The 23743-nt window shown below is 53.4% G+C and carries 29 protein-coding genes; 2 read left to right on the top strand and 27 right to left on the bottom strand.

Going from position 1 to position 23743, the window contains the following annotated elements; genetic code table 11:
• The first annotated feature begins 25 nt into the window (after positions 1-25).
• Positions 26-901 carry a YitT family protein gene (locus KNP68_RS10475; protein WP_021067214.1) on the top strand — a complete coding sequence of 292 codons (876 nt, stop codon included), beginning with the start codon at positions 26-28 and terminating at the stop codon, positions 899-901.
• Between the two features lie 43 nt (positions 902-944).
• On the opposite strand, the gene KNP68_RS10470 is transcribed toward KNP68_RS10475, so the two are convergent.
• From KNP68_RS10470 to prsW, 27 genes are all read right to left on the bottom strand, one after another.
• Complete coding sequence (locus KNP68_RS10470; protein ID WP_021067213.1) at positions 945-1409, bottom strand: GreA/GreB family elongation factor; 465 nt, start codon at positions 1407-1409, stop codon at positions 945-947.
• 61 nt (positions 1410-1470) lie between these two features.
• The gene (locus KNP68_RS10465; RefSeq protein WP_029595658.1) at positions 1471-2154 is read right to left on the bottom strand and encodes a zinc metallopeptidase; all 684 of its coding nucleotides are present in this window, start codon (positions 2152-2154) and stop codon (positions 1471-1473) included.
• 38 nt (positions 2155-2192) lie between these two features.
• Positions 2193-2807 carry a DUF1405 domain-containing protein gene (locus KNP68_RS10460; RefSeq protein ID WP_029595659.1) on the bottom strand — a complete coding sequence of 205 codons (615 nt, stop codon included), beginning with the start codon at positions 2805-2807 and terminating at the stop codon, positions 2193-2195.
• A 99-nt stretch (positions 2808-2906) separates the two neighbouring features.
• A complete protein-coding gene (locus KNP68_RS10455) occupies positions 2907-3701 on the bottom strand; it encodes a menaquinol-cytochrome c reductase cytochrome b/c subunit (protein WP_021067210.1) in 795 nt (264 codons plus the stop codon).
• A 33-nt stretch (positions 3702-3734) separates the two neighbouring features.
• Entirely contained in the window at positions 3735-4406 is a 672-nt protein-coding gene (qcrB, locus tag KNP68_RS10450) for a menaquinol-cytochrome c reductase cytochrome b subunit (RefSeq protein WP_021067209.1), read from the bottom strand.
• Positions 4407-4421: 15 nt separating this feature from the next.
• Positions 4422-4925, bottom strand: a complete 504-nt coding sequence (locus KNP68_RS10445; RefSeq protein WP_021067208.1) for a QcrA and Rieske domain-containing protein — start codon at positions 4923-4925, stop codon at positions 4422-4424.
• Between the two features lie 110 nt (positions 4926-5035).
• Positions 5036-5476 (bottom strand): DUF2487 family protein, encoded by a 441-nt coding sequence (locus KNP68_RS10440; protein ID WP_021067207.1) that lies wholly within the window; start codon positions 5474-5476, stop codon positions 5036-5038.
• A gap of 165 nt (positions 5477-5641) precedes the next feature.
• The gene (locus KNP68_RS10435; RefSeq protein WP_021067206.1) at positions 5642-6175 is read right to left on the bottom strand and encodes a ReoY family proteolytic degradation factor; all 534 of its coding nucleotides are present in this window, start codon (positions 6173-6175) and stop codon (positions 5642-5644) included.
• A gap of 24 nt (positions 6176-6199) precedes the next feature.
• Positions 6200-7471 (bottom strand): tetratricopeptide repeat protein, encoded by a 1272-nt coding sequence (locus KNP68_RS10430; protein ID WP_021067205.1) that lies wholly within the window; start codon positions 7469-7471, stop codon positions 6200-6202.
• 36 nt (positions 7472-7507) lie between these two features.
• Positions 7508-8758 (bottom strand): 3-phosphoshikimate 1-carboxyvinyltransferase, encoded by a 1251-nt coding sequence (aroA, locus tag KNP68_RS10425; protein WP_021067204.1) that lies wholly within the window; start codon positions 8756-8758, stop codon positions 7508-7510.
• Between the two features lies 1 nt (position 8759).
• Positions 8760-9806, bottom strand: coding sequence for a 3-dehydroquinate synthase (locus KNP68_RS10420; protein ID WP_214799528.1), 1047 nt, complete (start codon positions 9804-9806; stop codon positions 8760-8762).
• Entirely contained in the window at positions 9800-10960 is a 1161-nt protein-coding gene (gene aroC, locus KNP68_RS10415; RefSeq protein WP_214799526.1) for a chorismate synthase, read from the bottom strand. Before aroC ends, KNP68_RS10420 begins: the two co-directional genes overlap by 7 nt.
• Before the next feature lie 10 nt (positions 10961-10970).
• Positions 10971-11750, bottom strand: coding sequence for a CheR family methyltransferase (locus KNP68_RS10410; protein WP_029595663.1), 780 nt, complete (start codon positions 11748-11750; stop codon positions 10971-10973).
• 117 nt (positions 11751-11867) lie between these two features.
• A complete protein-coding gene (gene ndk / locus KNP68_RS10405; RefSeq protein ID WP_021067200.1) occupies positions 11868-12284 on the bottom strand; it encodes a nucleoside-diphosphate kinase in 417 nt (138 codons plus the stop codon).
• Between the two features lie 91 nt (positions 12285-12375).
• Entirely contained in the window at positions 12376-13338 is a 963-nt protein-coding gene (locus KNP68_RS10400; RefSeq protein WP_214799524.1) for a polyprenyl synthetase family protein, read from the bottom strand.
• Positions 13339-13341: 3 nt separating this feature from the next.
• Complete coding sequence (locus KNP68_RS10395; protein ID WP_021067198.1) at positions 13342-14043, bottom strand: demethylmenaquinone methyltransferase; 702 nt, start codon at positions 14041-14043, stop codon at positions 13342-13344.
• Between the two features lie 20 nt (positions 14044-14063).
• Positions 14064-14636 (bottom strand): heptaprenyl diphosphate synthase component 1, encoded by a 573-nt coding sequence (locus tag KNP68_RS10390; RefSeq protein WP_021067197.1) that lies wholly within the window; start codon positions 14634-14636, stop codon positions 14064-14066.
• Between the two features lie 127 nt (positions 14637-14763).
• Positions 14764-15036 (bottom strand): HU family DNA-binding protein, encoded by a 273-nt coding sequence (locus KNP68_RS10385; protein WP_021067196.1) that lies wholly within the window; start codon positions 15034-15036, stop codon positions 14764-14766.
• A 109-nt stretch (positions 15037-15145) separates the two neighbouring features.
• Entirely contained in the window at positions 15146-15856 is a 711-nt protein-coding gene (locus KNP68_RS10380; RefSeq protein ID WP_021067195.1) for a hypothetical protein, read from the bottom strand.
• Between the two features lie 3 nt (positions 15857-15859).
• The gene (locus tag KNP68_RS10375; RefSeq protein ID WP_021067194.1) at positions 15860-16060 is read right to left on the bottom strand and encodes a DUF2768 family protein; all 201 of its coding nucleotides are present in this window, start codon (positions 16058-16060) and stop codon (positions 15860-15862) included.
• A gap of 80 nt (positions 16061-16140) precedes the next feature.
• A complete protein-coding gene (locus KNP68_RS10370; RefSeq protein ID WP_214755820.1) occupies positions 16141-17184 on the bottom strand; it encodes an NAD(P)H-dependent glycerol-3-phosphate dehydrogenase in 1044 nt (347 codons plus the stop codon).
• A gap of 17 nt (positions 17185-17201) precedes the next feature.
• A complete protein-coding gene (gene der / locus KNP68_RS10365; protein ID WP_021067192.1) occupies positions 17202-18512 on the bottom strand; it encodes a ribosome biogenesis GTPase Der in 1311 nt (436 codons plus the stop codon).
• Positions 18513-18642: 130 nt separating this feature from the next.
• Positions 18643-19791, bottom strand: a complete 1149-nt coding sequence (gene rpsA, locus KNP68_RS10360; RefSeq protein WP_021067191.1) for a 30S ribosomal protein S1 — start codon at positions 19789-19791, stop codon at positions 18643-18645.
• A gap of 140 nt (positions 19792-19931) precedes the next feature.
• A complete protein-coding gene (locus tag KNP68_RS10355; RefSeq protein ID WP_084158430.1) occupies positions 19932-20555 on the bottom strand; it encodes a lysophospholipid acyltransferase family protein in 624 nt (207 codons plus the stop codon).
• On the bottom strand, positions 20552-21229 hold the full coding sequence (cmk, locus tag KNP68_RS10350) for a (d)CMP kinase (RefSeq protein ID WP_214799553.1): 678 nt from the start codon (positions 21227-21229) through the stop codon (positions 20552-20554). The genes KNP68_RS10355 and cmk overlap by 4 nt, the downstream gene beginning before the upstream one ends.
• Positions 21230-21303: 74 nt before the next feature.
• Positions 21304-21969, bottom strand: a complete 666-nt coding sequence (locus KNP68_RS10345) for a flagellar brake protein (protein ID WP_029595669.1) — start codon at positions 21967-21969, stop codon at positions 21304-21306.
• Between the two features lie 19 nt (positions 21970-21988).
• Complete coding sequence (gene prsW, locus KNP68_RS10340; protein ID WP_029595670.1) at positions 21989-22645, bottom strand: glutamic-type intramembrane protease PrsW; 657 nt, start codon at positions 22643-22645, stop codon at positions 21989-21991.
• 107 nt (positions 22646-22752) lie between these two features.
• Here prsW and KNP68_RS10335 point away from each other — a divergent pair, with 107 nt between their 5' ends.
• A complete protein-coding gene (locus KNP68_RS10335) occupies positions 22753-23724 on the top strand; it encodes an asparaginase (protein ID WP_029595671.1) in 972 nt (323 codons plus the stop codon).
• Positions 23725-23743 lie beyond the last annotated feature (19 nt).

The following is a 23743-nucleotide window of genomic DNA, read 5'->3' as shown; positions in this document are numbered from 1 at the left end:
CGCTACTAGGTGGGAGGTGAAACAAATGACGGTACAATTACCGATTCGGTTTCGCAATATATTCTTTATTTTAATTGGTTCCTTTATTTTCGCGTTCGGCGTCTATCATTTCAACGTCCAGAACAATTTGGCGGAAGGCGGATTCACGGGCATCACCTTGATTCTGCGCGGTTTGTTCGACTGGTCGCCATCGATCACGAACTTGGCGCTCAACATCCCGCTCTTTTTTGTCAGCTACAAGCTGCTCGGGCGGACGACGTTCATCTATACGCTCATCGGGACGTTCAGTTTCTCGCTCTGGTACGCCCTCATCGCCAAGTACTCGAATCTAATCATCGATTTGACGGACGATATGGTGCTCGCGAGTCTATTCGCCGGTCTCTTCATCGGGGTCGGTCTCGGCATCATCTTCAATAACGGTGGGACGACGGGAGGCGTCGATATCATCGCCCGACTCGTCCAACGTTACGTCGGATGGTCAATCGGCAAGACGTTCCTCGTGTTCGACTTTTTCGTCATCGTCCTCAGCTTGACGTATCTCGATATTCGCGAGGCGATGTACACACTCCTCGCCGTCTATATCGGCGCCCGCGTCATCGACTCGATGCAAGAAGGGACATACGCTGGCAAGGCCGCCATGATTATCAGCGACCATCGTACGGCCATCGCTGACGGGATTCACGCCACGATGAACCGCGGGACGACACGCCTCCTCGCCAAGGGTGGCTATTCGAATAAAGAGCTCGAAGTGCTATACGTCGTCGTTGGACGAAACGAAGTCAATCGGTTGAAGACAATCGTCAAACAGATCGACCCACACGCCTTCGTCACGTTCCACCACGTCTATGAGGTCGGCGGTGAAGGGTTCACGTTCGATGAGAACCGTGTCCCGCTGAAATAAGTCACGACAAACGACGCCCCGTTCGGATGAACGGGGCGTTTCATTATGGCTCGATTCGGACAATCTCAAAATCGAGTGGACCGCCCGGTGAAGCGATTGATACGGATTGACCGACAACGCCTCCCATCAACCCGCTACCGAGCGGGGACGATACGGAAATCGTTTCTTCCGCCAAATCAGCCTCGAGCTCACCGACGAGGCGATACGTCTCATCATTCCCGTCCGGTAATTCCCGAATGACGACTCGGCTCCCGAACGCGACGACGTCGGGCCGACCCTCGTCGACGATAACGGCATCGGCGAGCAGACGCTCCAGTTCGATAATTTTAGTCTCAATCCGCTCTTGTTCCCGGACCGCCTCCACGTACGTCACGTCTTCACGAAAATCACAAAACTTTCGGGCCGTCTTGACGCGTTCGAGCGCCTCATGCCGGCTATCCCCGCGCAACGTCTCCAGCTGTTCTTGTAAGCGGAGCCGTCCCGCTTTCGTCAATTGTGGTTGATTCATCTGCTACTCCTTTCGAAAGCAAAATTAAAAAAGTCCCGTCACGTGGACGGGACCCTTGATTCTACTCATCACGTGGCATGAAGACGATGAGCGCCAAGCGGATCAGTTCGGCGACGGCGACAAGTGTGGCCGCCACATATGTCCAAGCCGCCGCGTTGAGCACTTTGCGTGCGCCCGACTCTTCCGTTGCCGTGACGATGCCGTGGCTCGTCAATTCAGCCATAGCCCGTTTCGAGGCATCGAATTCGACAGGTAACGTGACGAGTTGGAACACGACCGCCCCGAGCATCATGATGACACCGAGTTGGGCGAGCCCCATCGCGCCGAGCAAGAAACCACCTAAGAGAAGTGGGAACGACAAGTTCGACGTGATGTTCACGACCGGGACGAGACGGTGACGGACCCGCATCAACTTATAGTCGGATGCATCTTGAATCACGTGGCCAATCTCGTGGGCCGCAATCGCAGCCGATGAAATCGTCGACCCTTGATACACTTCGCGCGACAGACGGACGACTTTATTGACCGGGTCGTAATGGTCACTCATCAAACCATCGACCATCTCGATCCGGACGTTATGAACGCCGTTTTGTTTCATGATGAAGTCAGCGACCTGTGCACCCGTGACTCCGCTTTGAATCGGTTGTTGGAGAAACTTTTTGTACGTACTTTTCACTCGCATCTGGGCCCATAACGGAATGAGCATAATCAGTGCAAGATAGAAAATATAGCCACCTAATGACATGTTCTCTATCACCTCTGCGTGTATTTGATAATCTGATTTTACATTCTAATGAACTTATTATCAAGCGAAGTGCGTAGGATGATGTGGTATCCCATAAAAAAACATATTCCGGTCAACCAGAACGACCCGTAGCCGATCCAGGCGATATGTTCGGCCAGTGACGGATAACGCGGCCATTGTCCGAGCACGTAGTCGACGACGTCGTTATGGATGACCCAGATGAGCGTCAAGACGAACGAGCGGACCGTCCATGTCATGAACGGTGCGTACAACAGCGCCTGGAACGCCATCGCCCCGTGTGACACCATCAGCATGACGGCCATGAGCACAGTGAACGTCTCGGCATCGGGACCGAGTTCCCGTAAGAACAAGATGTTCATGATGACGGCCCATACCCCGTATTTGATGAGCGTCACGAAGGCGAGCGTCTCCATGAGGGGTGACTTCTTCCCGGCAATCCATAAGCCGAGCACGACCGTGAAGAAGAACGAGGCCGTCGGACTGTCCGGCACGAACGGCCAATAGATGAGCGGTGTGTCACGGAGCTGGGGCTCATACCAGACATATCCGTAAATCGTTCCGAACAAGTTGATGATGAACAGGAGCACCAAGACGGTCCGATGGGTGAGAAACGGGCGTAACATATGTATCATTCGTGTATTCCATCCTTTTTTTCTCTATTGTAGCGCAACGGAGGCGAAGTAAAAAGAAGCGTGACCCGTTAGACGGGCCACGCTTCTTGAACCAATCGATTATTGGTTGTTTTCGCCGCCTTCACCGTATGAAGCGATGAATTCAGACATGGCTTGGAGATCTTCATCCGAACCATCCCATTGACCGGCTGGCATCGTACCGACACCGTTGACCGCGATATCCGCGATCTCTTCGGCCGTATACTGTGTGCCGACGAGTGCAGGAGCTGCTGCCCCGCCTTCGAGGTTCTGACCGTGACAGTTCACACAAGACTGAGCCGAATAAATCTCATAGCCAGGTGCGGCCGTATCGATTTCAGGGCCCTCGCCCGGAACTTCCAAGATCCCTTGTTCATGAACTTGATCCCAGTGCGTCGTTTGAACCGATTCCCACGTCAAGTAGAAAATCGACAACACGCCGAGAAGCATGAAGCTAATGGCGACCGGACGTTTGGCCGGACGGCGTTCGAGTCCTTGGTCGAGCCATGGTGCGATCAAGAGCGCCGTGAAAGCGACCCCTGGCAAGATGACCGTTCCAAGCAAGATCCAATCCCCTGCTGCGAACTGATACTTGAGCAATTGATACAAGAACAAGAAATACCAGTCCGGAAGCGGAATGTATGACGTGTTCGTTGGATCGGCGATGTTTTGGAGCGGTGGGGCCTCGACAATCGTCAAGGCGATGAATCCGATCAAGAAGACCGAACCGACCATCCACTCTTTCAACAAGAAGTTCGGCCAGAACGCTTCCGTGCGTCCTGGATACTCTGAATAGTCTTTAGCAATATTTTGTTTCCGATTCGAGATTCCTACTCGAGAGTCGGTTACAAATTTCATCCCTTTACCGCGATGCATATCGTTTCTCCTCCTTTTTGTCTTCGAATCGGCTTATAGCGGTCCTGAGATCCCTTGCTTACGAATCATCAAGAAGTGGGCTCCGAGGAGTCCGAACAAGGCCGCCGGTAAGAAGAAGACGTGAATGGCGAAGAAGTTCGTGAGCGTCCGTGCGCCGACGATCTCGCCACCGGCGAGAAGCGTTTTGGCGATACCACCAATGACCGGGACACTCTCGGCAATTTGAAGTGTAACTTTCGTCGCGAACAACGCTTTCATATCCCACGGCAACAAGTACCCTGTAAGACCGAGCGCCAAGACGACGAAGAACAAGAGAACACCGACGACCCAGTTGAGTTCGCGAGGTTTCTTATACGACCCGGTAAAGAATACGCGGAGCGTATGTAAGAACAACATGACGATTGCAACCGATGCGCCCCAGTGATGCATCCCACGAACGATTTGTCCGTGCGCGATCTCGTTTTGAAGATAGTACACCGACGCGTGCGCGTTGATGATGTCTGGTACATAGTACATCGTCAAGAACATCCCTGACAGAATTTGAATCACGATCGTGAAGAACGTCAGACCGCCAAAGCAATAAACAAATGCTGAAAAGTGATGGGCAGGGTTGACGTGTTCTGGAACTTCATGGTCAGCGATGTCGCGCCATAACGGCGTGATGTCGACGCGTTCATCGACCCAATCATAAATTTTTTGTAACATCGACTATTCCCCCTCTCACAACTGTGCGACTGGACTGCCCAAGTATAGGAAGCCGTCTTTTTCTTCTTTTTCGTAGCGTGCAAGTGGTGCAGTCGGAGGCGTACCAGGAATGTTCGTTCCATCTTTCTCATAGCGACCGAAGTGACACGGGCAGAAGAATTCTGTCGGTCGAGTCGGGTCTCCACCATATCCTACTTGGCAGCCGAGGTGCGTACAAATTGGAGACAAGGCGATGATTTCGCCGCTCTCATCTTTAAATACCCACGCCGAAAGCGTTTCTTCAAATTCATACCAAGCATCTTGCGTTTGTTTCTTAAAGTCGACACGTTGCGGCTCAGTCGTGATGTCATCAAGACTGATGACTTTTACTTTATCGCCCGCTCCCGATTTTTTTAAGACCGGATCGATCGCAAAGTTGACCATCGGACTGATCAATGTTGCCGCCATAAAGCCACCTACACCAGTCAACGTATACGTTAAGAACTGACGGCGTGTGACTTTTGACCCATTTTGAGCCATTTCGTTCCCCCCTCATTCGTGTGCATAACCCCATAATTCTTTATGCATTCTTCACAAAAATTTCTCACTCAACAAAATAGTATATCAATAAAACCTCCACGTCAACCGCTTCATGTCGCCATCCAACGGCTCGAAAGATCGGTAATGACTTGCGTCGCAAAATTTTGAACCATCGTGTGCGACTGCTCGCCGGACATGCCTTTCAACGCAAGCGGCGGAACGAAAATAATCGGCAGTTCAGAGCCCTTGAAACGCAAATCCGAGGAGATGAACAACACGTGGGTAAACCCCGATGCCGTCGCCTGAACAGTAACTTGTTCGGCGAGCGCACGCCCTGCCTCCGCGTCGACATAACTGATTGTCGGGCTTAGCATCGTCCGGCCGGACAATTGGCGCTCGGTTTCAAGTGCCACCGCCTGGATGACTTCGTTTCCTTCGGCTTTGCGCACCATGTCCTCATCAAACGCCAGTTCGACGAGCGGGACGACGAGCGTATCGACGTATTGGCGTTCTGAGAGCGACTTCATCGCGTCTAGACCATCGAACCTCATCTTCCTCCTCCTCTCCATTAGACATACATCATTATGTTCATTGTAGCGTACCTACAATCGTTCCCTCTGCGAAACTTATGAACGAAATGTGAAATTATTGTGTATTCCTACGTCATTAATATACCAAAAAACAAGCGCTTACCATAACGGAAGCGCTTGTTTTTATTAAAATAATTTTGAGGCTCGGACTTGATGGAGCTGGCTCGTCAAGTTGCGGAACAATTTCTCGTCCCGTCGGTCGAGTGCCTTATCGATTTCGACGAGCAGACGCTCCTCCTCGAACTGGGCAACCGAGGCCCGAATGACCGTCTGGGCCGACGTCGTCACTTCGTCTTTCACTTCGGCGACGGGTTCGAACGGATTCAATTCCACGATATCAATCCACAGCTCATCAATCATCATGCCTTGAAAGTTCAACTCCACGTAGATGGCGCCGTCGTGGAGCCGGATGTCGTGATACGCCTTCTCGGGATTGACCGTGATGAGGTCACCCCGACGGTAACGGAACGGTTCGCCGTCAAATCCATACGCCGTCATGATCAAACTGCGCGGTGAGACCGAGGCGTTCGTGACGAAATGAACGTTCCCGAGTTTTTCTGGATGTCTGAGCCAGTAGTCGATAATCCACTTGGCTTCTCGTTTACGAAGCGTATGATGAGCGAGGAATCGCTTTAAAAATGTTCTTTTCCGCTCGACCATATGACCCCATCTCCTTTATATCGTTTAATCGTGATCCGTCAACCGTTCGAGCCGCTCTTCAAGTGCTTGGCGGTCATCGACATCGACAGTGAGCGCAAGCGTTTGCTCGAGCACTCGTTGCGCTTGGTCACGCTGTCCTTCTTCTATCAATAGTGTAGCCCATTCAATCGCAAATGACACGTCCTCTTTATAAACTTGCTCGATCGACCGGTATAACGTGACGGCCGTATCATAGTCTTCAAGTTCATAGGCCGCTTTCGCCTTGTACCATGTCATGAGCGGGGAAGTCGAATGTTCCTCGAGCGCATCGATCGTCTCGAGGACGGCCTCCATGTCCCCACCTTCGAACAAGACCGATAAGAGCAGCTCAGTCGCCTGAAGCGACTCCGGATTCAACGCGAGAGCCTCGCGCAATTCCGTGACCGCCTCATCTGTCCGACCTTGTTTCAAGAACAGTTTCGCTTTTACCGTGCGCAACTCATCGTTATAGTCGTCGCGGTCAATCCCTTGGCCAATCACCTCGAGCGCCTCATCGAAGCGGCCGAGTTCGTCGAGCGCTTCCGTGTAAGGCAGATAGAGCGACGTGAAGTCGGGGTCCATCGAGCGAAGCGACTCAAACTGTTTGACGGCAATTTCGTCACGGCCGATGCGGTGGGCCGTCATGGCGTGACCGAAAATCGTGTTCAAGTTGCGGTCTTCCGCCTTCTCATACTCATCGAGTGCCTCTTCGAAAGAGCCGATCATCGTGAGCGCCTCCGCGTAATCGGCCTGATAATCGAGTTCTTCCGGCAAGCGCAAGTGCGGCAGACGCGCGTACAGCGGGACCGCCTGTTCGAACGAGCCGATCGACGCGTACAACTCGGCCAATCCGTAGATGAGGAGCGGTTCGTCCGGGTTCGTCTCGAGCGCCTCCATCAGTTTCTTGACGGCGACCTCGTCCAACCCTTGTGATTGATATAAATCGGCGAGGAGGACGAGACTGCGCATATGCGCTTCCTTGTCCGTCGTATCGATTTTCTCGAGGACGGCAATCGCCTCTTCTTCCCGGTCACTGTCCAAGTAGGCCTCGGCGAGCGACAAGGCGACGTGCGGGTTGCCCGCATAATCGACATATAGCGCCGCGAGCAACTTGACGGCCCGATCGGCAAGGCCGAGTTCGAGGTAGAGATCGGCGATGGCCAACCGGTCCTCGTCCGACCCTTCCTTCTCGAGCGATTCGAGATGCATGAGGGCATGCTCCGTCTCACCTTTTTCAAGCATCTCAATGATATGGTTTAATTCTGTTTCGTCTAACATCGTCAAAATTCCTCCTAGCGGCTACTCGTATTGACGTTATTCTATCTCACGACCGAGTCGTTGTAAATCGTCACGGAAGCGCGGGTAACTCACGTCCGCTGCCTCGACGTCGTCAATCGTCACATGTTCCGTCGTCAATAAGTCCGCAATTTGGAGCATCATCGCCAAGCGATGATCTCCGTGCGAGGAGACGTGTCCCCCGTGCAAACGGCTCGGATAGACGTCAAAGCCGTCATCCGTCTCGCGAAGGTCGACACCGAGCGCCTTCAATTCGCTCGCGACCGTCTGAATCCGGTCCGTCTCTTTCACGCGAAGCTCCCCCGCATCCCGGACCGACGAGGGGCTCGATGCCTGCGACGCGACGAGGGCGAATAATGGCAACTCGTCGATTTGATGCGGGATGGCGGTCCCGTCCAACCGGATGCCGTGGAGCGTGCTCGTCGACACGGTGACGTCCCCGACCGATTCTTCTCCGAGTGCGCGGACGTTCGTCACGTCAACGTGCGCCCCCATCCGTTCGAGCGTGCGCAAAAAGCCAATCCGTGTCTCGTTCAAACAGACGTCGGTCGTCGTGACGCGACTATCCGGGACGAGCGCGGCCCCGGCCCACCAAAAGGCGGCCGAGGACGGATCAGCCGGTACGGCCACCGTCGCGCCTTCCAGGACGGACGGCGACAGCCGAATCGTCCGAACCCCCTCTTCCGAGGTGATGTCAATCTGCCCGTTGAACAGCGGCAGCATGCGTTCGGTATGATCCCTCGACAAGACCGGCTCGCGCACGATCGTCGGGCTGTCCGCACGGAGTCCAGCCAATAAGATGGCCGATTTCACTTGCGCGCTCGCGACAGGCAACGTGTAATCGATGCCCGTCAACGCCCGTCCTCGGATGTGGAGCGGAGCGACGTCACCTGCAAGGTCGGCTCCCATGGCGCGCAACGGGGCAGTGACGCGTCGCATCGGCCGCTTCGACAGCGAGGCGTCGCCGGTGAGCGTGAACGTCCCGTCGTAGCCTGCAAGCAGTCCCGTCAAGAGACGCATCGTCGTGCCGGAGTTCCCGCAATCGAGTTCCGCCGACGTGAGCGACGGGCTGCCAGTGATGACGAGTCGTTCCGCTTGTTCATCGACTTGTGCGCCCAAACGACGGATCGCCTCGAGCGTCGACCGGCAATCCTCACCGAGGAGCGGGTCGTACACCGTCGTCTGTCCGTGCGCCACGGCCCCGAGCAATAACGCCCGGTGCGTAATCGACTTATCGCTCGGTACGCGTATCAATCCGTTCAATCCCATCTTAAAACCACCCTTTCAACTGATTGTACGCTTCGACGAGCCGCTCGGTCGTGACGCTCGTCACGGTCACTTCTTCACCGAGCAAGACGAAGCGAATCTGTCCAGTTCGATTCTTTTTATCGTGGCCCATCACCTCGAGATACGCCTCGAATGGCTGCCAGACGACCGGCGTGATTGCTTGTTGCTTCATGAATCCGGCGAGCGTTTCCGCGCGTGAGACGTCTCCGGCGACGAGGAAGGCGTACACCATTCCGTATAGGATGGCCTCCCCGTGCGCTAGTCGGTACGCCTCGACCGACTCCAACGCATGGCCGAACGTATGACCAAAGTTCAGCCATGCCCTTACGCCGTGTTCCCGTTCATCGGTCTCGACGACCTGTCGTTTCACTTCAATCCCACGTGCGAGCCACGCCTCCCAATCGAGCGGTCCTTGCGCCAAGGCGGTGAACAGCTCGGTCTCGAACGAGTACCCGAGGACATATCGTGACAAGTAGGCATGTTTAATTAACTCGCCGAGCCCACTCAGTACGTCACGGTCCGTCAACGTCTCGAGGCGGTCGACGTTATAGTGGACGCCCGCTGGTTGATAAAAGGCACCGATCGCATTTTTGGCGAGCGGATGGTTGACCGCGACTTTTCCGCCGACGGCTGAATCGTGGGCGAGAACTGTCGTCGGCACTTGTATGTATTGCAGCCCGCGCATATAGACACTCGCCAAAAAGCCGGCCAAGTCCCCAATCATGCCGCCGCCAAAGGCGACGACGAGCGTGTCCCGGTCACAGCCAGACGTCAACCCGTCCGCGACGAGACGTTCAATCGTCGCGAGCGATTTCGATCCGTCGCCCGGACGGACGACCGACCAGACGATTGGACGCGCGCTTGCCTCGAGACGAGTCCGAAACGCCGTCCCGTGCAGGCGATCTACCGTCTCGTCCGTGATGACCCATACGGTCGAGCACGAGAAGTAAGGGACGCGGTCGAGCCAGGCGTCCCCTCGTTCAATTGTGACGTCGTATGGAGTCGAGGCGTTCACGCGAATCGTCACCACGTGCGAATCTCCTCGCGGTACGCGTCGACGCGCGCTTGGATGCGTCCGACCGTGTCATGTCCGAACGTCTCGCATAACTCACGGGCGAGCTCAAACGCGACGACGGCCTCGACGACGAGCGAGGCGGCCGGGACGGCACAGGCGTCACTTCGCTCGATTTGGGCGAGGAACGGTTGTTTCGTATCGATATCAACGGATTGGAGCGGCTTGTAAAGCGTCGGAATCGGTTTCATCACAGCGGTACAGACAATCGGCATCCCGGTCGTCATCCCACCTTCGAAACCGCCGAGATGATTGCTCAGGCGTGTATAGCCGTCCGGTCCATAGGCAATCGGGTCCATCACTTCCGACCCTGGTCGATACGCCATCTCGAACCCATCACCGAACGCGACGCCTTTGATGGCGTTGACACTCATGACGGCGCGAGCGATCGCCGCATCGAGTTTCCGGTCGTATTGGACGTACGATCCGAGCCCCGGGATGACACCATGCACTTCCGTACAGACGACACCGCCGAGCGAGTCACCGGCTGCTTTCGCCTCATCGATTCGATGCATCATCGCCTGGCCTGCCGTCTCATCCATCGTCCGGACCGGTGACGCCTCGATCGTGGCGCGCAATGTGGCGAGCGACTCGTATGAGGCATCGGCCTCGACGCCGCCAATCACTTTGACATAGCTGACGAGCGACATCCCGACAGCAGCGAGCAGTTGTTTGCTGAGGGCGCCGACGGCGACCCGGGCGGCCGTCTCACGTGCGCTCGAGCGTTCGAGGACGTCCCGCAGGTCACGATGGTCGTATTTCAAGCCACCGACGAGGTCCGCATGTCCTGGTCGCGGGCGGACGACGCGGCGTTTGATTTCCACGTCCGCATCGACCGGTTCGGCCTGCATCACGTTCCGCCAATGAGTATGGTCCTTGTTCTCGATCCAGAACGAAATAGGGGCCCCTGTCGTCACCCCGTGACGAATGCCGGCCCTCACCTCGATTCGGTCTGATTCAATTTGCATGCGGCGGCCGCGGCCGTAGCCGGACTGCCGTTTCGCGAGTTCCGCATTGATGGCTTGCACATCGACCTCAAGCCCGGCCGGTACACCCTCGATGATGATTGAAAGTCCAGGCCCGTGCGATTCTCCTGCCGTCAAATAACGCATAACTGCCACCTCATTCTTCAAATTTTTCGTAGAAGAAGCTCTGCTTCATCTTGTAGCCGTATCGCTTCGGTTGAAAGATCTGCTCGGTCCCTCCGACGAAGAGGACACCGCCTGGTCGGAGCGATCGGTGGAACGATGTATACACTTTCTCTTTCGCTTCCTCGGTGAAATAAATCAAGACGTTCCGACAGACGATTAAATCAAAATTCCGCTCGTACACGTCGGCCAGCAGATTATGTTTTTTGAACGTAACTAATTTTTTGATGTCCTCTGTGATGTAATAGTCGTCTCCACGGCGGGTGAAGTAACGCTGCCGAAACTCTGATGGCAAGTCGACGAGCGCCCGCTCATGATACTTGCCTTGTTTCGCTTTTTCGATCACCACGTCATCTAGGTCCGTCGCCGTGATTGTGAACTGTGCGGGTGACAAATGTTTCGATAACAGCATCGCCAACGAATACGGTTCTTCACCCGTCGAGCACGCCGCGCTCCAGACGCGCAACTTGCCCTGGCTCTTACGGATGAGTTCCGGCAAAATGTCCGTCTCTAGTTGCTGCCAACGGACCGGGTTCCGGTAAAATTCACTCACGTTGATGGTCATGCGATCTAAAAATTCATCGTATAAGCCCCGGTCCGACTCCATCGCTTTGAAGTATTCGATAAACGTGGCATACCCTTTCTTCTCGCGAAGTGCAATCATACGTCGCTTCATCTGGGCTTCTTTGTATAGGTTTAAGTCAATCCCCGACTTCATATAAAACTTTTTTACGAAGATGGCATAATCATTTATCACCAGTTCCAACCTCAATTCTTTCTCTTCTCCTAGATCATGTCGTGCCAAAACAAGCGAAAGCGCTTCAATCCCAATATAAAAAGGGACAGGAGGCCCCCGTCCCTTTTATCGTCATCAAACGTGTGATGCTTCAGTGGCGAACCAGAGTGACAATTCACGCTCTGCGCTCTCCACGCTATCTGAACCATGGATGACGTTTTGTGACATCGTCGAGGCCAAATCGCCACGAATTGTTCCAGGTTGTGCGTCCAACGGGTTCGTCTTCCCGATCATCAATCGAGAGACGGCGACGATATTTTCGCCTTCCCACTCCATCGCTACAACAGGACCAGACGTTAAGAATTCGACAAGTTCTCCAAAGAACGGCTTTTCCTTATGTTCCGCATAATGCGATTGTGCGACTTCAACCGATGGCGTCAATAGCTCAAGACGGTTCAACGTATATCCTTTCGTTTCGAAGCGCGAGATGATTTCCCCAATCAGACCGCGTTTCACTCCATCCGGTTTTACCATTAAAAATGTTTTTTCCATTCCCCTAATCCCCCTAAATCAATATGTGTACCATGTACTTTATTAGTTTACACGGTCATCTTGATTATTGAAAGGGTTTACAAGGTGGTTGTTACCATTTTCGTTTCCCGATATACTCGGCGATTTCAATGAGCGAGCGTTTGTCCGGTACGTCCGGCAAGCCATCGAGACGTTGAATCGCCCGGTTCACGTACCGGTCGATTGTTCGTTGGCTTCGCTCGAGCGTCCCGTTGCGCTGCACTTCACGAACGAGCGTATGGGTCGTCGCGTAATCGGACGACTGGTTGACTTGCTGCAACCGACCAAAGAATTCAGGGTCTTCCGCTGAATAGAAGAGCGGCAACGTTTTATGGCCGTGCTTCAAATCTTCTCCGACCGGCTTTCCAAGCTGAAAACTTTTCGCGGTGAAATCGAGCAAATCATCCGTCATTTGGAACGCCATCCCGATGTCATAGCCGAACAGCCGCAGCTGTTTGACGACTTCGGGTGACGCCCCTGAGACGACGGCCCCGGCCGCACAACTCGTCTCAATCAAGAGCGCCGTCTTTCGGGCAATCCGATCGAGATATCGTTTCGGGGACTGGCCCCAGTCGTATTGGTCTTGGATTTGATTGATTTCACCGATACAAATCAGTTCCATCGTGTCTGCCATGATTTCCATCACGCGCGGCGAGTCGACCTCAGAGACGAGTCGAATCGCTTCGCCGAACAACGTATTCCCTGTATACATCGCAACCTGCTCATCGTAACGTTCCATGACGGTCGGTTTGCCCCGGCGAAGTGTGGCGTCATCGATGACGTCATCATGGACGAGCGAGGCCATATGAATCAGTTCAAGACTCGCCGCCACTTTCGTCAAGCGGATGTCTTTCGCTTGCCCGAAACCAGCGCTCAGCAATACGAACGCCGGACGGATCCGCTTCCCGCCCGCATCAAGCAGTTGCTTCGAGACCGCCTCGATGACCGGGTGATCCGTATGGACCCGCGTCGACAAGAAGCGATCAATCTGCTCAATCTCTCGGTTCATGTGGCGATAAAGTCGCTTCAAAGACATCGGTCACCACTTCTTTCCTAGGTGCATGGCACACGCACCGCCGGAGAACGCCTTCACTTCGACTTGTTCGAAGCCTGCCGTCTCGAACATGCGTTTTAGCGTCAACCGGTCCGGGAATTGGTCGGTCGACTCTTGGAGCCATTTGTATTGATCGTATGAGCCGGCGAACACTTTTCCGAATAACGGCATGACCGAGCCGAAATAGAAGCGATACAGTTCGCTGAACAGCGGTGCTGTCGGTTGGCTCGTCTCGAGACAGACGACCGTCCCGCCCGGTTTCAAGACCCGGTGCAGTTCACGGAGCACCGTCATGTAATCCGGTACGTTGCGAAGGCCGAAGCCGATTGTCACGTAGTCGAATGAGTGATCCCCGAACGGCAATGCCATCGCGTTACCATGGATGAGTTCGATCGTCGGATAATCGGCCACTTTCTCTTGGCCGACCGCGAGCATATTCTCGGAAAAATCAAGACCTTTGACGACACCGGTATTACCAGCCGCCTCGGCGAGTTGAATCGTCCAGTCGGCCGTCCCGCAGCAGACGTCGAGACATTTCGCGCCCGGGAACACTTGCATGCGACGCATCGTCGCTTTGCGCCACCATTTATGCAAACGGAAACTGATGATCGAGTTCATCGTATCGTAGCTCGGTGAGATTGATTGAAACACGTCATATACTTTTTGCTCTTTTTCTTTCGGTTGCAATACGTAACATCCTTTCCGTTCTAAGCGACAGCGTGCGCCAGGAGCGTCGTTAGCTGTTCTCGTTGATCTTGGCGCAGTACTGTCGCCTTTCGTTCGATGATCGTTTTTCCGTATGTGGTCAAGTAGGACCGACCTATCACCTCAGAAAACGTTTTAATCAATCCGAAGTTCGCTTCCATCCAAGTCGTGACGGATACGTCCGCATCAAGCGCGAGCGTACATTTCGCCCCATTGACAAGCTGGACCGACCGACCGAAGCGATTGCTATAGTCGGCAGGAAACAGTGCCAATATTTTATAAAATTGAGCCGAGGCGAAATCGCCGGCGAGCACTTTGAGTTGCCGCTCGAGCGAGCCGTTCGGGCAATCCTTTACTTGATCGTGCAGTTCAAGTGCTTGATGTGCAAAATACGTCGCAAGCACGAGCTGACGTTGTTGATTCGATTCGATTTCAATCATCTCGACCATCCAACGAAGTAAAGGCATGTCGACTACGGGTACAATCTCGTGTCTCGTCAAATACGGATGGTTCATGCGTTCTTCGATTTGACGAGCAAGGTCGGTGACAACGGTTTCGTATGTCATCTGTTCCATGCTATCCCCCCTCGTCCTCTTCGTTGTCATTCTGACATAGTATAGCACATTTTTGTCACATTCACGCCATGTGAACTCGCTTTCCGACACAAAAAAAGCCGCCTTTCGGCGACTTATGTATTGCCCATTATTTGACCGCATCTTTAAGCGCTTTACCTGCTTTGAAGGCAGGAACTTTGCTTGCCGGGATTTCGATATCTTCTTTCGTACGTGGGTTGCGACCTTTACGGGCAGCGCGCTCACGAACTTCAAAAGTACCAAAACCGATCAATTGAATTTTATCACCGTTTTGGAGTGCTTCAGTGATAGATTCGAAAGTAGCTTCTACAACTTGTGTAGCTTCTTTTTTCGAAACATTTGCTTTCTCCGCAACTGCTTGGATCAATTCAGTTTTGTTCATCACGATTCACCTCCTCTCACTGAGAGTTTACGGGATTAATCATATCGTACAAACGTTGATATGACAACATTTTTTAAGCAATCGGCCTATATTCGACCCGCTCAGTCAATCAGTTGTTTAAAAACTCGACTTCACCTTGTTCATTAATCGTGTACCCTTGCGAATAAGCCGGAGCGAATGGGGAGTCATTATAGAGCAAATACCGAATGTCCTCACCGACTTTTGGCTCTACATCCGTGTTCTCGAGGGCGGCTTCCAAGTCGGCACGGTAGTCGACAAATAATTGTCCGGTCCCGTCGACATAGATCGGCAACTCGTTTTCCGTGTACGGACTTGGGATACTTGGCTCTTCAGAGACGAAGACGAGATCATAATCAATCGTGAATTGATTCTTTCCGAGCGACCCGTCAAACGGGAACTTGCCTTCTTTGGCCCGGAACGCGTTAATATTCGTCTGTAACTGTTGCAAGCTTTCTGACACACGTAAATCAATGAGTTTGACCTTCGGCTCCGTCTCGGCGTCCACGAGGACGTACAAGAACAGACCGCCTCCTTCGAAGCTGTTTGCCGGCGGGTCGGCTAAATAACCGGGGACGAGCCGGGCGAACTCGATCGGATAACGTTCCATGAGTGGCGTCTCGGCCGGCCTTGTTTTAATCGGCAACACCCCGGTCGTCTCCTTGAACGAGTCGACGGCCGTCTGTACCGACTTCAGTTGGTCTTCATACGGGACGTTATCGACCCGGTTCGAATCTGGGAACATACATCCACTGAGCACGGTCGCCGCCAATAGACTCGCGACCAAAAAAATCCGTTTCACGTCTTATCCTCCTGTCGGTCCTGAAGCGACCACATAAATCATGATGATCGTCCCAAATAAAAATATGACGAATGCGATGACGCGGACGAGTGCCGCGAACCATCCCGTTAGTTTCGTATGGCTGACTGCCACCATGAGCGCGGCGATGGCAAACGCCCCGATGCCCGCAAATGAAATCCACATCTTGATCAGTGACGGTGTCACGTCTATCCCCTCGACTTTCTCTTTAAATCTAGCTCCGTACATTAGTGTAGCAAAAAAAACAAAGGAACTGAACGAAAACGTCAGTCCCTTTGCTCTACGTCGCCTTCGAAATGGAACACTTCTTCCATTTCATGCTTCTGCGGGCGTCTCATTAACTTTTGTACTTCATCGTGTGGGCTCTTACCTTCGAATAACACGTTGTAGAGGGCCTCTGTGATCGGCATCTCGACACCGGCTTCCCGAGCGAGCGTATGCGCCGCCTCACAGGCACGCACTCCTTCCACGACCATGCCCATTTGACCGAGTACATCCCCGAGCTTCTCGCCGCGACCGATCGCGTTCCCGGCTCGCCAGTTACGGCTATGCTGAGACGTGGCCGTGACAATCAAATCGCCGATTCCCGTCAAGCCGGAGAACGACGCCGGGTTGGCACCGAGTTTGACCCCGAGCCGGGCGATCTCGACGATCCCGCGTGTCATGAGGGCCGCTTTGGCGTTATCGCCATAGCCGAGCCCATCCGTCATTCCTGCGGCGAGCGCGATGATGTTTTTAAGTGCGCCCCCGTACTCCGCCCCGATGACGTCCGAATTCAAATAGACCCGGAACTGATCGTTCGTGAGCAACTCTTGAATCTCATCGGCCACGTCCAAGTCCTCGCAAGCGATTGTGATGGTCGTCAATTTACGGACGGCCACTTCCTCGGCATGCGTCGGTCCCGTCAAGACACCGATGGCCCGACGTTTCGACGGGTCGATTTCTTCGGCGATAATCTCCGACAGACGTTTATGCGTCTTCGGTTCGATTCCTTTGGCGGCATGCACGATGACCGCCGGTTTCGTAAGGAGCGCGTTCAACTCACGCGACACCGGACGAATCGCCGAACTCGGGACGACGAGGAATACGATGGAACGATCTTTGACCGCTTCCGCCAAGTCTGTCGTCGCCCGAATCGAAGTCGGCAACGGTGCGTCTTTCAAATAGGTCGCGTTCGTGTGGGCCGTGTTGATTTCATGAACGTGGTCTTCCTCACGTCCATATAGTAGAACATCATGTCCGTTGTCAGCGAGGACGAGCGATATCGCCGTTCCCCAGCTCCCTGCGCCGATGACAGCTACTTTTGCCATAGGAGGCACCCCCATTACTAGTTTTTCTGACGAGCCACGATATGAATCGGTGTACCAGTAAAGTCAAATGCGCGGCGAATCTGGTTATCTAGATAACGTTTGTATGAGAAGTGAAGCAACTCTGGATCGTTGACGAACAACACGAACGTCGGCGGCTCGATGGCCACTTGCGTCGCGTAGTTGATCTTGAGTCGTTGTCCTTTGTCCGTCGGTGTCGGGTTCATCGCGACTGCGTCGACGATGACGTCGTTCAAGACGCTCGTCGAGATGCGACGGCGATGTGAATCAGCCACTTCTTTGACGACCGGCAGAAGTGTCTGCAATCGTTTCGACGTGAGCGCCGACAAGAAGACGATCGGTGCATAGTCAAGGAACAAGAATTCTTTACGAATCTTCTCTTCCATTTTCTTCATCGTTTTATCGTCTTTGTCGACGGCGTCCCATTTGTTGACGACGAGAACGATGGCTTTCCCCGCTTCGTGGGCGAGTCCGGCAACACGTTTGTCTTGCTCGATGATGCCTTCTTCACCGTCGATGACGACGAGAACGACGTTCGAGCGTTCAATCGCTTTTTGGGCACGCATGACGCTGTAGCGCTCGGTAGATTCATACACTTTCCCGCGCTTGCGCATCCCTGCCGTATCGATGATAACGTATTCTTGCCCATCCCGTGTGAACGGTGTATCGATGGCATCACGAGTCGTGCCCGCGATGTCCGAGACGATAACGCGTTCTTCACCGAGAATCGCGTTCGTCAAGCTCGATTTCCCAACGTTCGGACGTCCGATGAGCGAGAATTGGATGACTTCTTCATTGTACTCATAGTCGTCTTTGTCTGGAGCCATGTCGAGCACTTTGTCGAGCAAGTCCCCGAGACCAAGACCGTGCGTCCCTGAAATCGGGAACGGATCGCCGAATCCGAGTGAATAGAACTCATACATGAGTTCGCGCATCTCGAAGTTGTCGACTTTGTTGACGGCGAGGACGACTGGTTTGTTCGAACGGAACAACAAGTTCGCCACTTCTTCGTCTGCTGCTGTAATGCCTTCGCGTCCGTTCACCATGAAGACAATGACGTCCGCCTCATCGATCGCAAGCTCGGCCTGATGCCGCATTTGCACGAGGAGCGGCTCATCACCGACCTCGATTCCACCTGTGTCGATTAAATGAAACTTACGGTTCAACCACTCACCCGTCCCATAAATGCGGTCGCGTGTTACACCGGGCTTATCATCGACGATCGACACGCGATCTCCGATAATCCGGTTAAAAATCGTGGATTTCCCAATATTCGGGCGGCCTACGATGGCCACTGCTGGAATTCCCATATAAACACCTCTCTAACTTTCATTCAATAAGTCTATCGTTTCTAATTGCAACTGTACTATCATATCACAGGCGAATTTCTGTGACCATACAAAAAGAAGCGGGAGTCTGGCTCCCGCTTGAACGATCGTCTTATTTAGAATCGTCCGAGGCCTCGTCACCTGTCAATTCAGAGACAGAGAAACCTCCTTGGTCGCTATACTCGTCAAGCAGCGATTGATCCGCGTCGCCACGTGATGAATCGCTCGACTCGAGCGCACGCATCGACAACGAGATTTTCTTCTCGTCAAGATGGACGTCGAGTACTTTGACGGTTACTTCTTGGCCTTCTGACAAGACTTCAGATGGTGTCGCGATGTGTCGGTTCGCAATTTGCGAGATATGGAGCAAACCTTCAACTTGTGGTGCGACTTCGACGAACGCACCGAACGTGACGAGACGTTTGACTTTCCCTTCAATCACGTCACCTGGCTGAATTTTACCTTCTACCGATTCCCACGGTCCAGGCTGCGTCTCTTTAATCGACAACTTCACTTTCTCGTTGTCGAGGTCAAGTCCAAGCACTTTCACTTTGACTTTATCTCCTTCAGTCACAACATCGCTCGGTTTCTCAACCCGGCTATGCGCCATTTCCGAAATGTGGACGAGGCCATCGACACCGCCGATATCGACAAACGCACCGAAATCTGTGAGACGTTGAACCGTCCCTTCGATGATTTGACCGACTTCAAGCGATTCGAGCGTCTCCGCTTTCTTGGCGCTCATTTCCGCTTCGGCAACCGCTTTATGCGACAAGATGACGCGATTTTTCTCGCGGTCAATCTCGACGACTTTAACCGTAATTGGTTTATTCAAGTAGGATGAGAAGTCTTCGACGAAATGGTTCTCTACGAGCGAAGCCGGGATAAATCCACGGATACCGATGTCAACGACAAGTCCACCTTTGACCTTGTCTTTTACCATGACTTCGAATACTTCGCCGGATTCGAATTTCTCGACGATTTGATCCCAAGCTGCCTCGGCATCAACGTCTTTCTTCGAAACGACCACCTCTTCGTCCGTGACCTTTTTCACTTTGACACGGATTTCGTCGTTAACATGGAGTGATTCGTTTAAATCGTCTAAATGCATGCTTGATACTTCGCTGATTGGTAAAATTGCCTCGGTTTTATAACCGATATCGATCAACGCTTGCTTGTCCTCGATTTTGACAACAGTACCGGTCACAATTTGACCTCGATTGATTTCAAAATCAGGCATATCTTTCATTTCTTCGACCATTCCAACACTACCCCCTCACGATGAGTACAAAAAGGAGCGCCCTAAGGCGCTTACACCTAGTATAAACTTCTTATAATTCGAAAGATTTGTCAAGGTGTTATCAGGTTAGTTCCTCTCCTAGCGCGAGATTAAACCTGAAATTAACGAACGTTCCGTGAATGCTGCATGTACAAGTCACCGATTGTCGTCATAATCAAGTCGGCCGCGATTTGGGCGCTCGCCTTGTCCGCTTTCAAGCCGCTCATGTCGATCGGTTGGCCAATGACGACCTTCAGCTTCGAGCGGAACTTATACGTCCCGATAATCGCCACCGGGAGTACCGACGCGTCCGAACGGAGCGCGAAGAACCCGACGCCGGCTTGGGCTTTGCCGAGCGTACCGTCTTTTGACCGCGTTCCTTCCGGGAAAATCGAGATGACCTCGTCTTCCTTCAATTTTTGCAAGACGACTCGGAGTGCTTGTCGGTCTCCTTCCCCGCGTGACACAGGAATCTGTCCAGCCCGATTCAAAATGTGTTTCAATACCGGCACGTCGAACAACTCTTTTTTCGCGAAGAAACGAAGTTGGCGCTGTTTCGGCATCGCCCCGGCGAGCATGACCGGGTCCCAGTTCGATTGATGGTTCGAACAGACGATCATCGAACCGTCGAGCGGGACGTTTTCGCGCCCAATATACTCGACGCGGAAGCTCAATCTGCGGATGATATTGACGACACCTACCGCAAGACGATACATGCCGAACGGTCCATTGTTGAGCGGTTTCATCGTTTAATCACCTGCTTCATCAAGTGCTCGATCGCCTCGACGACGCCGTCAATCGACAGCTCGGTCGTATCGAGATAATGCGCATCGTCGGCCTGACGAAGCGGGGCGACCTCACGCTCGGAATCGCGTTTGTCGCGCAAGGCGATCTCGAGCTGTAATTGTTCGAGGTCGCTCGGCAATCCTTTCGATACGTTCTCTTCGTGGCGGCGGCGGGCCCGTTCTTCGACCGTCGCGGTCATGAACACTTTCAAGTCGGCGCCTGGTAAGACGTGCGTGCCGATATCGCGGCCGTCCATGACGATTCCGCCTTTACTGGCGAGGTCACGCTGTAAATCCATAAGGGCAGCCCGTACTTCCGGCTGGCGTGCGACGAAGCTGACGTTGTTCGTCACTTCGCTCGTCCGGATGACATCGGTCACTTCTTCCGTGCCATCGAACACGCGTTGACCGTTTTCGGACGGGACGAGACGTAAATCCATCTTGTCGATCATCTCAGCGAGCATCGGACCGTCTTCGAGACCGACGCCGTCTTGAAGCGCGCGATACGTGACGGCGCGATAAATCGCACCCGTATCGATATAGACGTACCCTAGTTTTTTAGCGAGCGTTTTCGCGATCGTGCTCTTGCCGGCCCCAGCCGGTCCATCTAATGCGATTTGTAATGGTTTATTCATAAAAATTGGGTATCGGCTCATCCCGATACCCGCCTCCTCTCGGTCATTTGTTCCGAGAACATCATACCAGTTTTTTAGCGTGAAGAAAATACGGAGCCGGTCCGTTTTCTCGCTTCGAGCTGGGCTCGGAAGCAATAACGTAAAATCGTCTCCTGGTCCCGGTGTGATAACTCTTCAAAGCAAAGCGACAACTCTTGTTTGGCCGTCTGTTCATGGATGCGGACGAGGCGGCTCTTGACGCGGAACGTTTGCGGAATACCTCGGTCGTCATTGATATGGAACGAGACGATCATCGCCTCGTCGACAGCGACCGGGGCTCGATTGGCGATGATGCGCATGCCCCCGGCCGAGACGTCGAGTGATGTCGACTCGAACGATGGGAACGCTTGGCCGTCTTCCGCAGACACGGTCACGTGAATCATCTCTGGCACCCGTAAATATTCACGGCGCTGGACTCGTTTGATTTTCTTCTCATCCGGCACTGGGAACGCATAGCGAAGCGTCAACTGCGCATCGCTCACGCGTCTCGACACAACGGTATCAAAGGCGTACAGTTGCTCTTCTCCTTTGAAGAAATAGACACGCATCGATTCGTCTTCGTGCAAGAAGAACGTCTTTAACGTATCCGTTTCACTCGGGGACTCGATCCAGACGACTTGATCGTTAATGGCTGCGATCTTCGTCTTTCCTTCTTTTCTCCCTTCGACTTCCACCCGTAACTCTTGACCTACTTTTAACATGAAACGATTCCCCTTTATTCTATTTATATTGGCGATGATTGGAACGATTGGCGGTACGGACGAGCAATAAGGCGACCATCCATAAGACGACGATATAGACGACAGCCGGAACTTTGTTCATCGGTTCGACGAGCAAGATATAGTCGAACATCCCATGCAACAGCGTGGCAGCCATGACGGCGATGAACAACCAAAACCGCTCGTGGTTGGAATGTTTGGCCCGGCCGAGACAAAACCCCATGACGACGGCGAACAGCGCGTGGCCGCTCACCGGCAGCACGGCGCGCCAGATCGCGATTTCGATTGAGTCGTACACCCATAAATATAGAAAATTCTCTAACGTGGCAAAGCCGAGTGAACAGGCGACCGCATAGAGAATCCCGTCGTAGTAATCATCAAAGACTTTATGTATGTATATTGTATAATAAATCATGAACCACTTAAAAAACTCTTCTAATAGCGCGGTGGCCACGAACGCCTTCCAAAACGGGCCCACGAGCACCCCTTCTTCCACGAACGCATACTGGACGAACATGATCGGAAAGACGAGAATGGCCCCGGCGACGAACGACCGGATCACATAGCCGAGCGGTTCCGCTTCTAGTTCATGCCGGAGATAGAAGTAGGAAAGAAGGGCGAACCCTGGCGCAACCGCAGACAAGGCGATTGCAATCATGATGCATCTCTCCTTTCTCACGTTAAGCATACACTGAAATAGAGGAAAGAAAAAGTAGGTCACGCCTAGAAATTGGAAGAAACGAACAAAAAAGTTGGAGGTCTGTTATGAATCATTTATTACTCATCCACACCGGCGGCACAATCGCCATGTCCCAATCGGGGTCGGGACATGTCATGCCGAGCGAGGTCAATCCAATTGATGCGACGTTGCCGAAAGCGACGGATATCGCCAACATCACGACGAAGCACTTTTCAAATATCCCGTCCCCGCATATGACGCCTGAAAAAATGCTCGAGCTCGCCCAGTTCATCAATCAACAGTTGACGCAAGACACATATGACGGGGTCGTCATCACCCACGGGACCGATACGCTCGAAGAGACGGCGTATTTCTTACAAATTACGCTCGGCGCCCCGGTCCCGATCGTCTTGACGGGGGCGATGCGCTCGTCGAACGAGGTCGGCTCCGACGGCGAATTCAATCTCATCACGGCGCTTCGGGTCGCCCAAAGTGATGTCGCGCGAGGCAAAGGCGTGCTCGTTGTCTTCAACGGTGAGATTCATTCCGCCTTCAACGTCACGAAGACGCATACGTCCTCGGTCGACACGTTCAAATCGGTCCACTTCGGAAACGTCGGCATGGTGACGAAAGACCATGTCCTCATCTATAGTCAGCCGACGACGAAGCAACCGAAGATGATTTCGACGATCACGAAACGGGTCGCGGTGCTAAAAGTCGTCGCCGGGATGGACCCGGATTTGATTGAGGCGGTACTTGCTCTCGGTTATGACGGGCTCGTCCTCGAAGTGCTCGGTCAAGGCAACGTCCCGCCGTCAATCGTCCCGGCGCTTGAACTGCTCGTCGAACGCATACCGGTCGTCATCGTCAGCCGTTGCTTCAACGGGATCGTGCAAGACGTGTACGGCTACGTCGGCGGTGGCCAGCAGCTCAAAGAGATGGGCATCATCTTCTCGAACGGGTTGAACTCACAAAAAGCGAGACTGCGTCTCCTCGTCGAACTCGAGTCTGGGTCGTCGCAAGCGGTCATGGAGCACAGCTTTAGTTTCCAACAATGAGTTGGCGACTTGCCAACCG

The organism is Exiguobacterium sp. s50 (assembly GCF_018618175.1).
In the GTDB taxonomy this organism is placed as follows: domain Bacteria; phylum Bacillota; class Bacilli; order Exiguobacteriales; family Exiguobacteriaceae; genus Exiguobacterium; species Exiguobacterium chiriqhucha.
This window is presented reverse-complemented; position numbering and strand designations above follow the sequence as displayed.

What these genes read in the sequence shown, in the direction of transcription:
- KNP68_RS10475 (WP_021067214.1), top strand. Translation starts at nt 26, where the DNA reads ATGACGGTACAATTACCGATTCGGTTTCGCAATATATTCTTTATTTTA.
- KNP68_RS10470 (WP_021067213.1), bottom strand. Translation starts at nt 1,409, where the DNA reads ATGAATCAACCACAATTGACGAAAGCGGGACGGCTCCGCTTACAAGAA.
- KNP68_RS10465 (WP_029595658.1), bottom strand. Translation starts at nt 2,154, where the DNA reads ATGTCATTAGGTGGCTATATTTTCTATCTTGCACTGATTATGCTCATT.
- KNP68_RS10460 (WP_029595659.1), bottom strand. Translation starts at nt 2,807, where the DNA reads ATGATACATATGTTACGCCCGTTTCTCACCCATCGGACCGTCTTGGTG.
- KNP68_RS10455 (WP_021067210.1), bottom strand. Translation starts at nt 3,701, where the DNA reads ATGCATCGCGGTAAAGGGATGAAATTTGTAACCGACTCTCGAGTAGGA.
- qcrB (WP_021067209.1), bottom strand. Translation starts at nt 4,406, where the DNA reads ATGTTACAAAAAATTTATGATTGGGTCGATGAACGCGTCGACATCACG.
- KNP68_RS10445 (WP_021067208.1), bottom strand. Translation starts at nt 4,925, where the DNA reads ATGGCTCAAAATGGGTCAAAAGTCACACGCCGTCAGTTCTTAACGTAT.
- KNP68_RS10440 (WP_021067207.1), bottom strand. Translation starts at nt 5,476, where the DNA reads ATGAGGTTCGATGGTCTAGACGCGATGAAGTCGCTCTCAGAACGCCAA.
- KNP68_RS10435 (WP_021067206.1), bottom strand. Translation starts at nt 6,175, where the DNA reads ATGGTCGAGCGGAAAAGAACATTTTTAAAGCGATTCCTCGCTCATCAT.
- KNP68_RS10430 (WP_021067205.1), bottom strand. Translation starts at nt 7,471, where the DNA reads ATGTTAGACGAAACAGAATTAAACCATATCATTGAGATGCTTGAAAAA.
- aroA (WP_021067204.1), bottom strand. Translation starts at nt 8,758, where the DNA reads ATGGGATTGAACGGATTGATACGCGTACCGAGCGATAAGTCGATTACG.
- aroC (WP_214799526.1), bottom strand. Translation starts at nt 10,960, where the DNA reads ATGCGTTATTTGACGGCAGGAGAATCGCACGGGCCTGGACTTTCAATC.
- ndk (WP_021067200.1), bottom strand. Translation starts at nt 12,284, where the DNA reads ATGGAAAAAACATTTTTAATGGTAAAACCGGATGGAGTGAAACGCGGT.
- KNP68_RS10400 (WP_214799524.1), bottom strand. Translation starts at nt 13,338, where the DNA reads ATGTCTTTGAAGCGACTTTATCGCCACATGAACCGAGAGATTGAGCAG.
- KNP68_RS10390 (WP_021067197.1), bottom strand. Translation starts at nt 14,636, where the DNA reads ATGGAACAGATGACATACGAAACCGTTGTCACCGACCTTGCTCGTCAA.
- KNP68_RS10385 (WP_021067196.1), bottom strand. Translation starts at nt 15,036, where the DNA reads ATGAACAAAACTGAATTGATCCAAGCAGTTGCGGAGAAAGCAAATGTT.
- KNP68_RS10370 (WP_214755820.1), bottom strand. Translation starts at nt 17,184, where the DNA reads ATGGCAAAAGTAGCTGTCATCGGCGCAGGGAGCTGGGGAACGGCGATA.
- der (WP_021067192.1), bottom strand. Translation starts at nt 18,512, where the DNA reads ATGGGAATTCCAGCAGTGGCCATCGTAGGCCGCCCGAATATTGGGAAA.
- rpsA (WP_021067191.1), bottom strand. Translation starts at nt 19,791, where the DNA reads ATGGTCGAAGAAATGAAAGATATGCCTGATTTTGAAATCAATCGAGGT.
- KNP68_RS10355 (WP_084158430.1), bottom strand. Translation starts at nt 20,555, where the DNA reads ATGAAACCGCTCAACAATGGACCGTTCGGCATGTATCGTCTTGCGGTA.
- cmk (WP_214799553.1), bottom strand. Translation starts at nt 21,229, where the DNA reads ATGAATAAACCATTACAAATCGCATTAGATGGACCGGCTGGGGCCGGC.
- KNP68_RS10345 (WP_029595669.1), bottom strand. Translation starts at nt 21,969, where the DNA reads ATGTTAAAAGTAGGTCAAGAGTTACGGGTGGAAGTCGAAGGGAGAAAA.
- prsW (WP_029595670.1), bottom strand. Translation starts at nt 22,645, where the DNA reads ATGATTGCAATCGCCTTGTCTGCGGTTGCGCCAGGGTTCGCCCTTCTT.
- KNP68_RS10335 (WP_029595671.1), top strand. Translation starts at nt 22,753, where the DNA reads ATGAATCATTTATTACTCATCCACACCGGCGGCACAATCGCCATGTCC.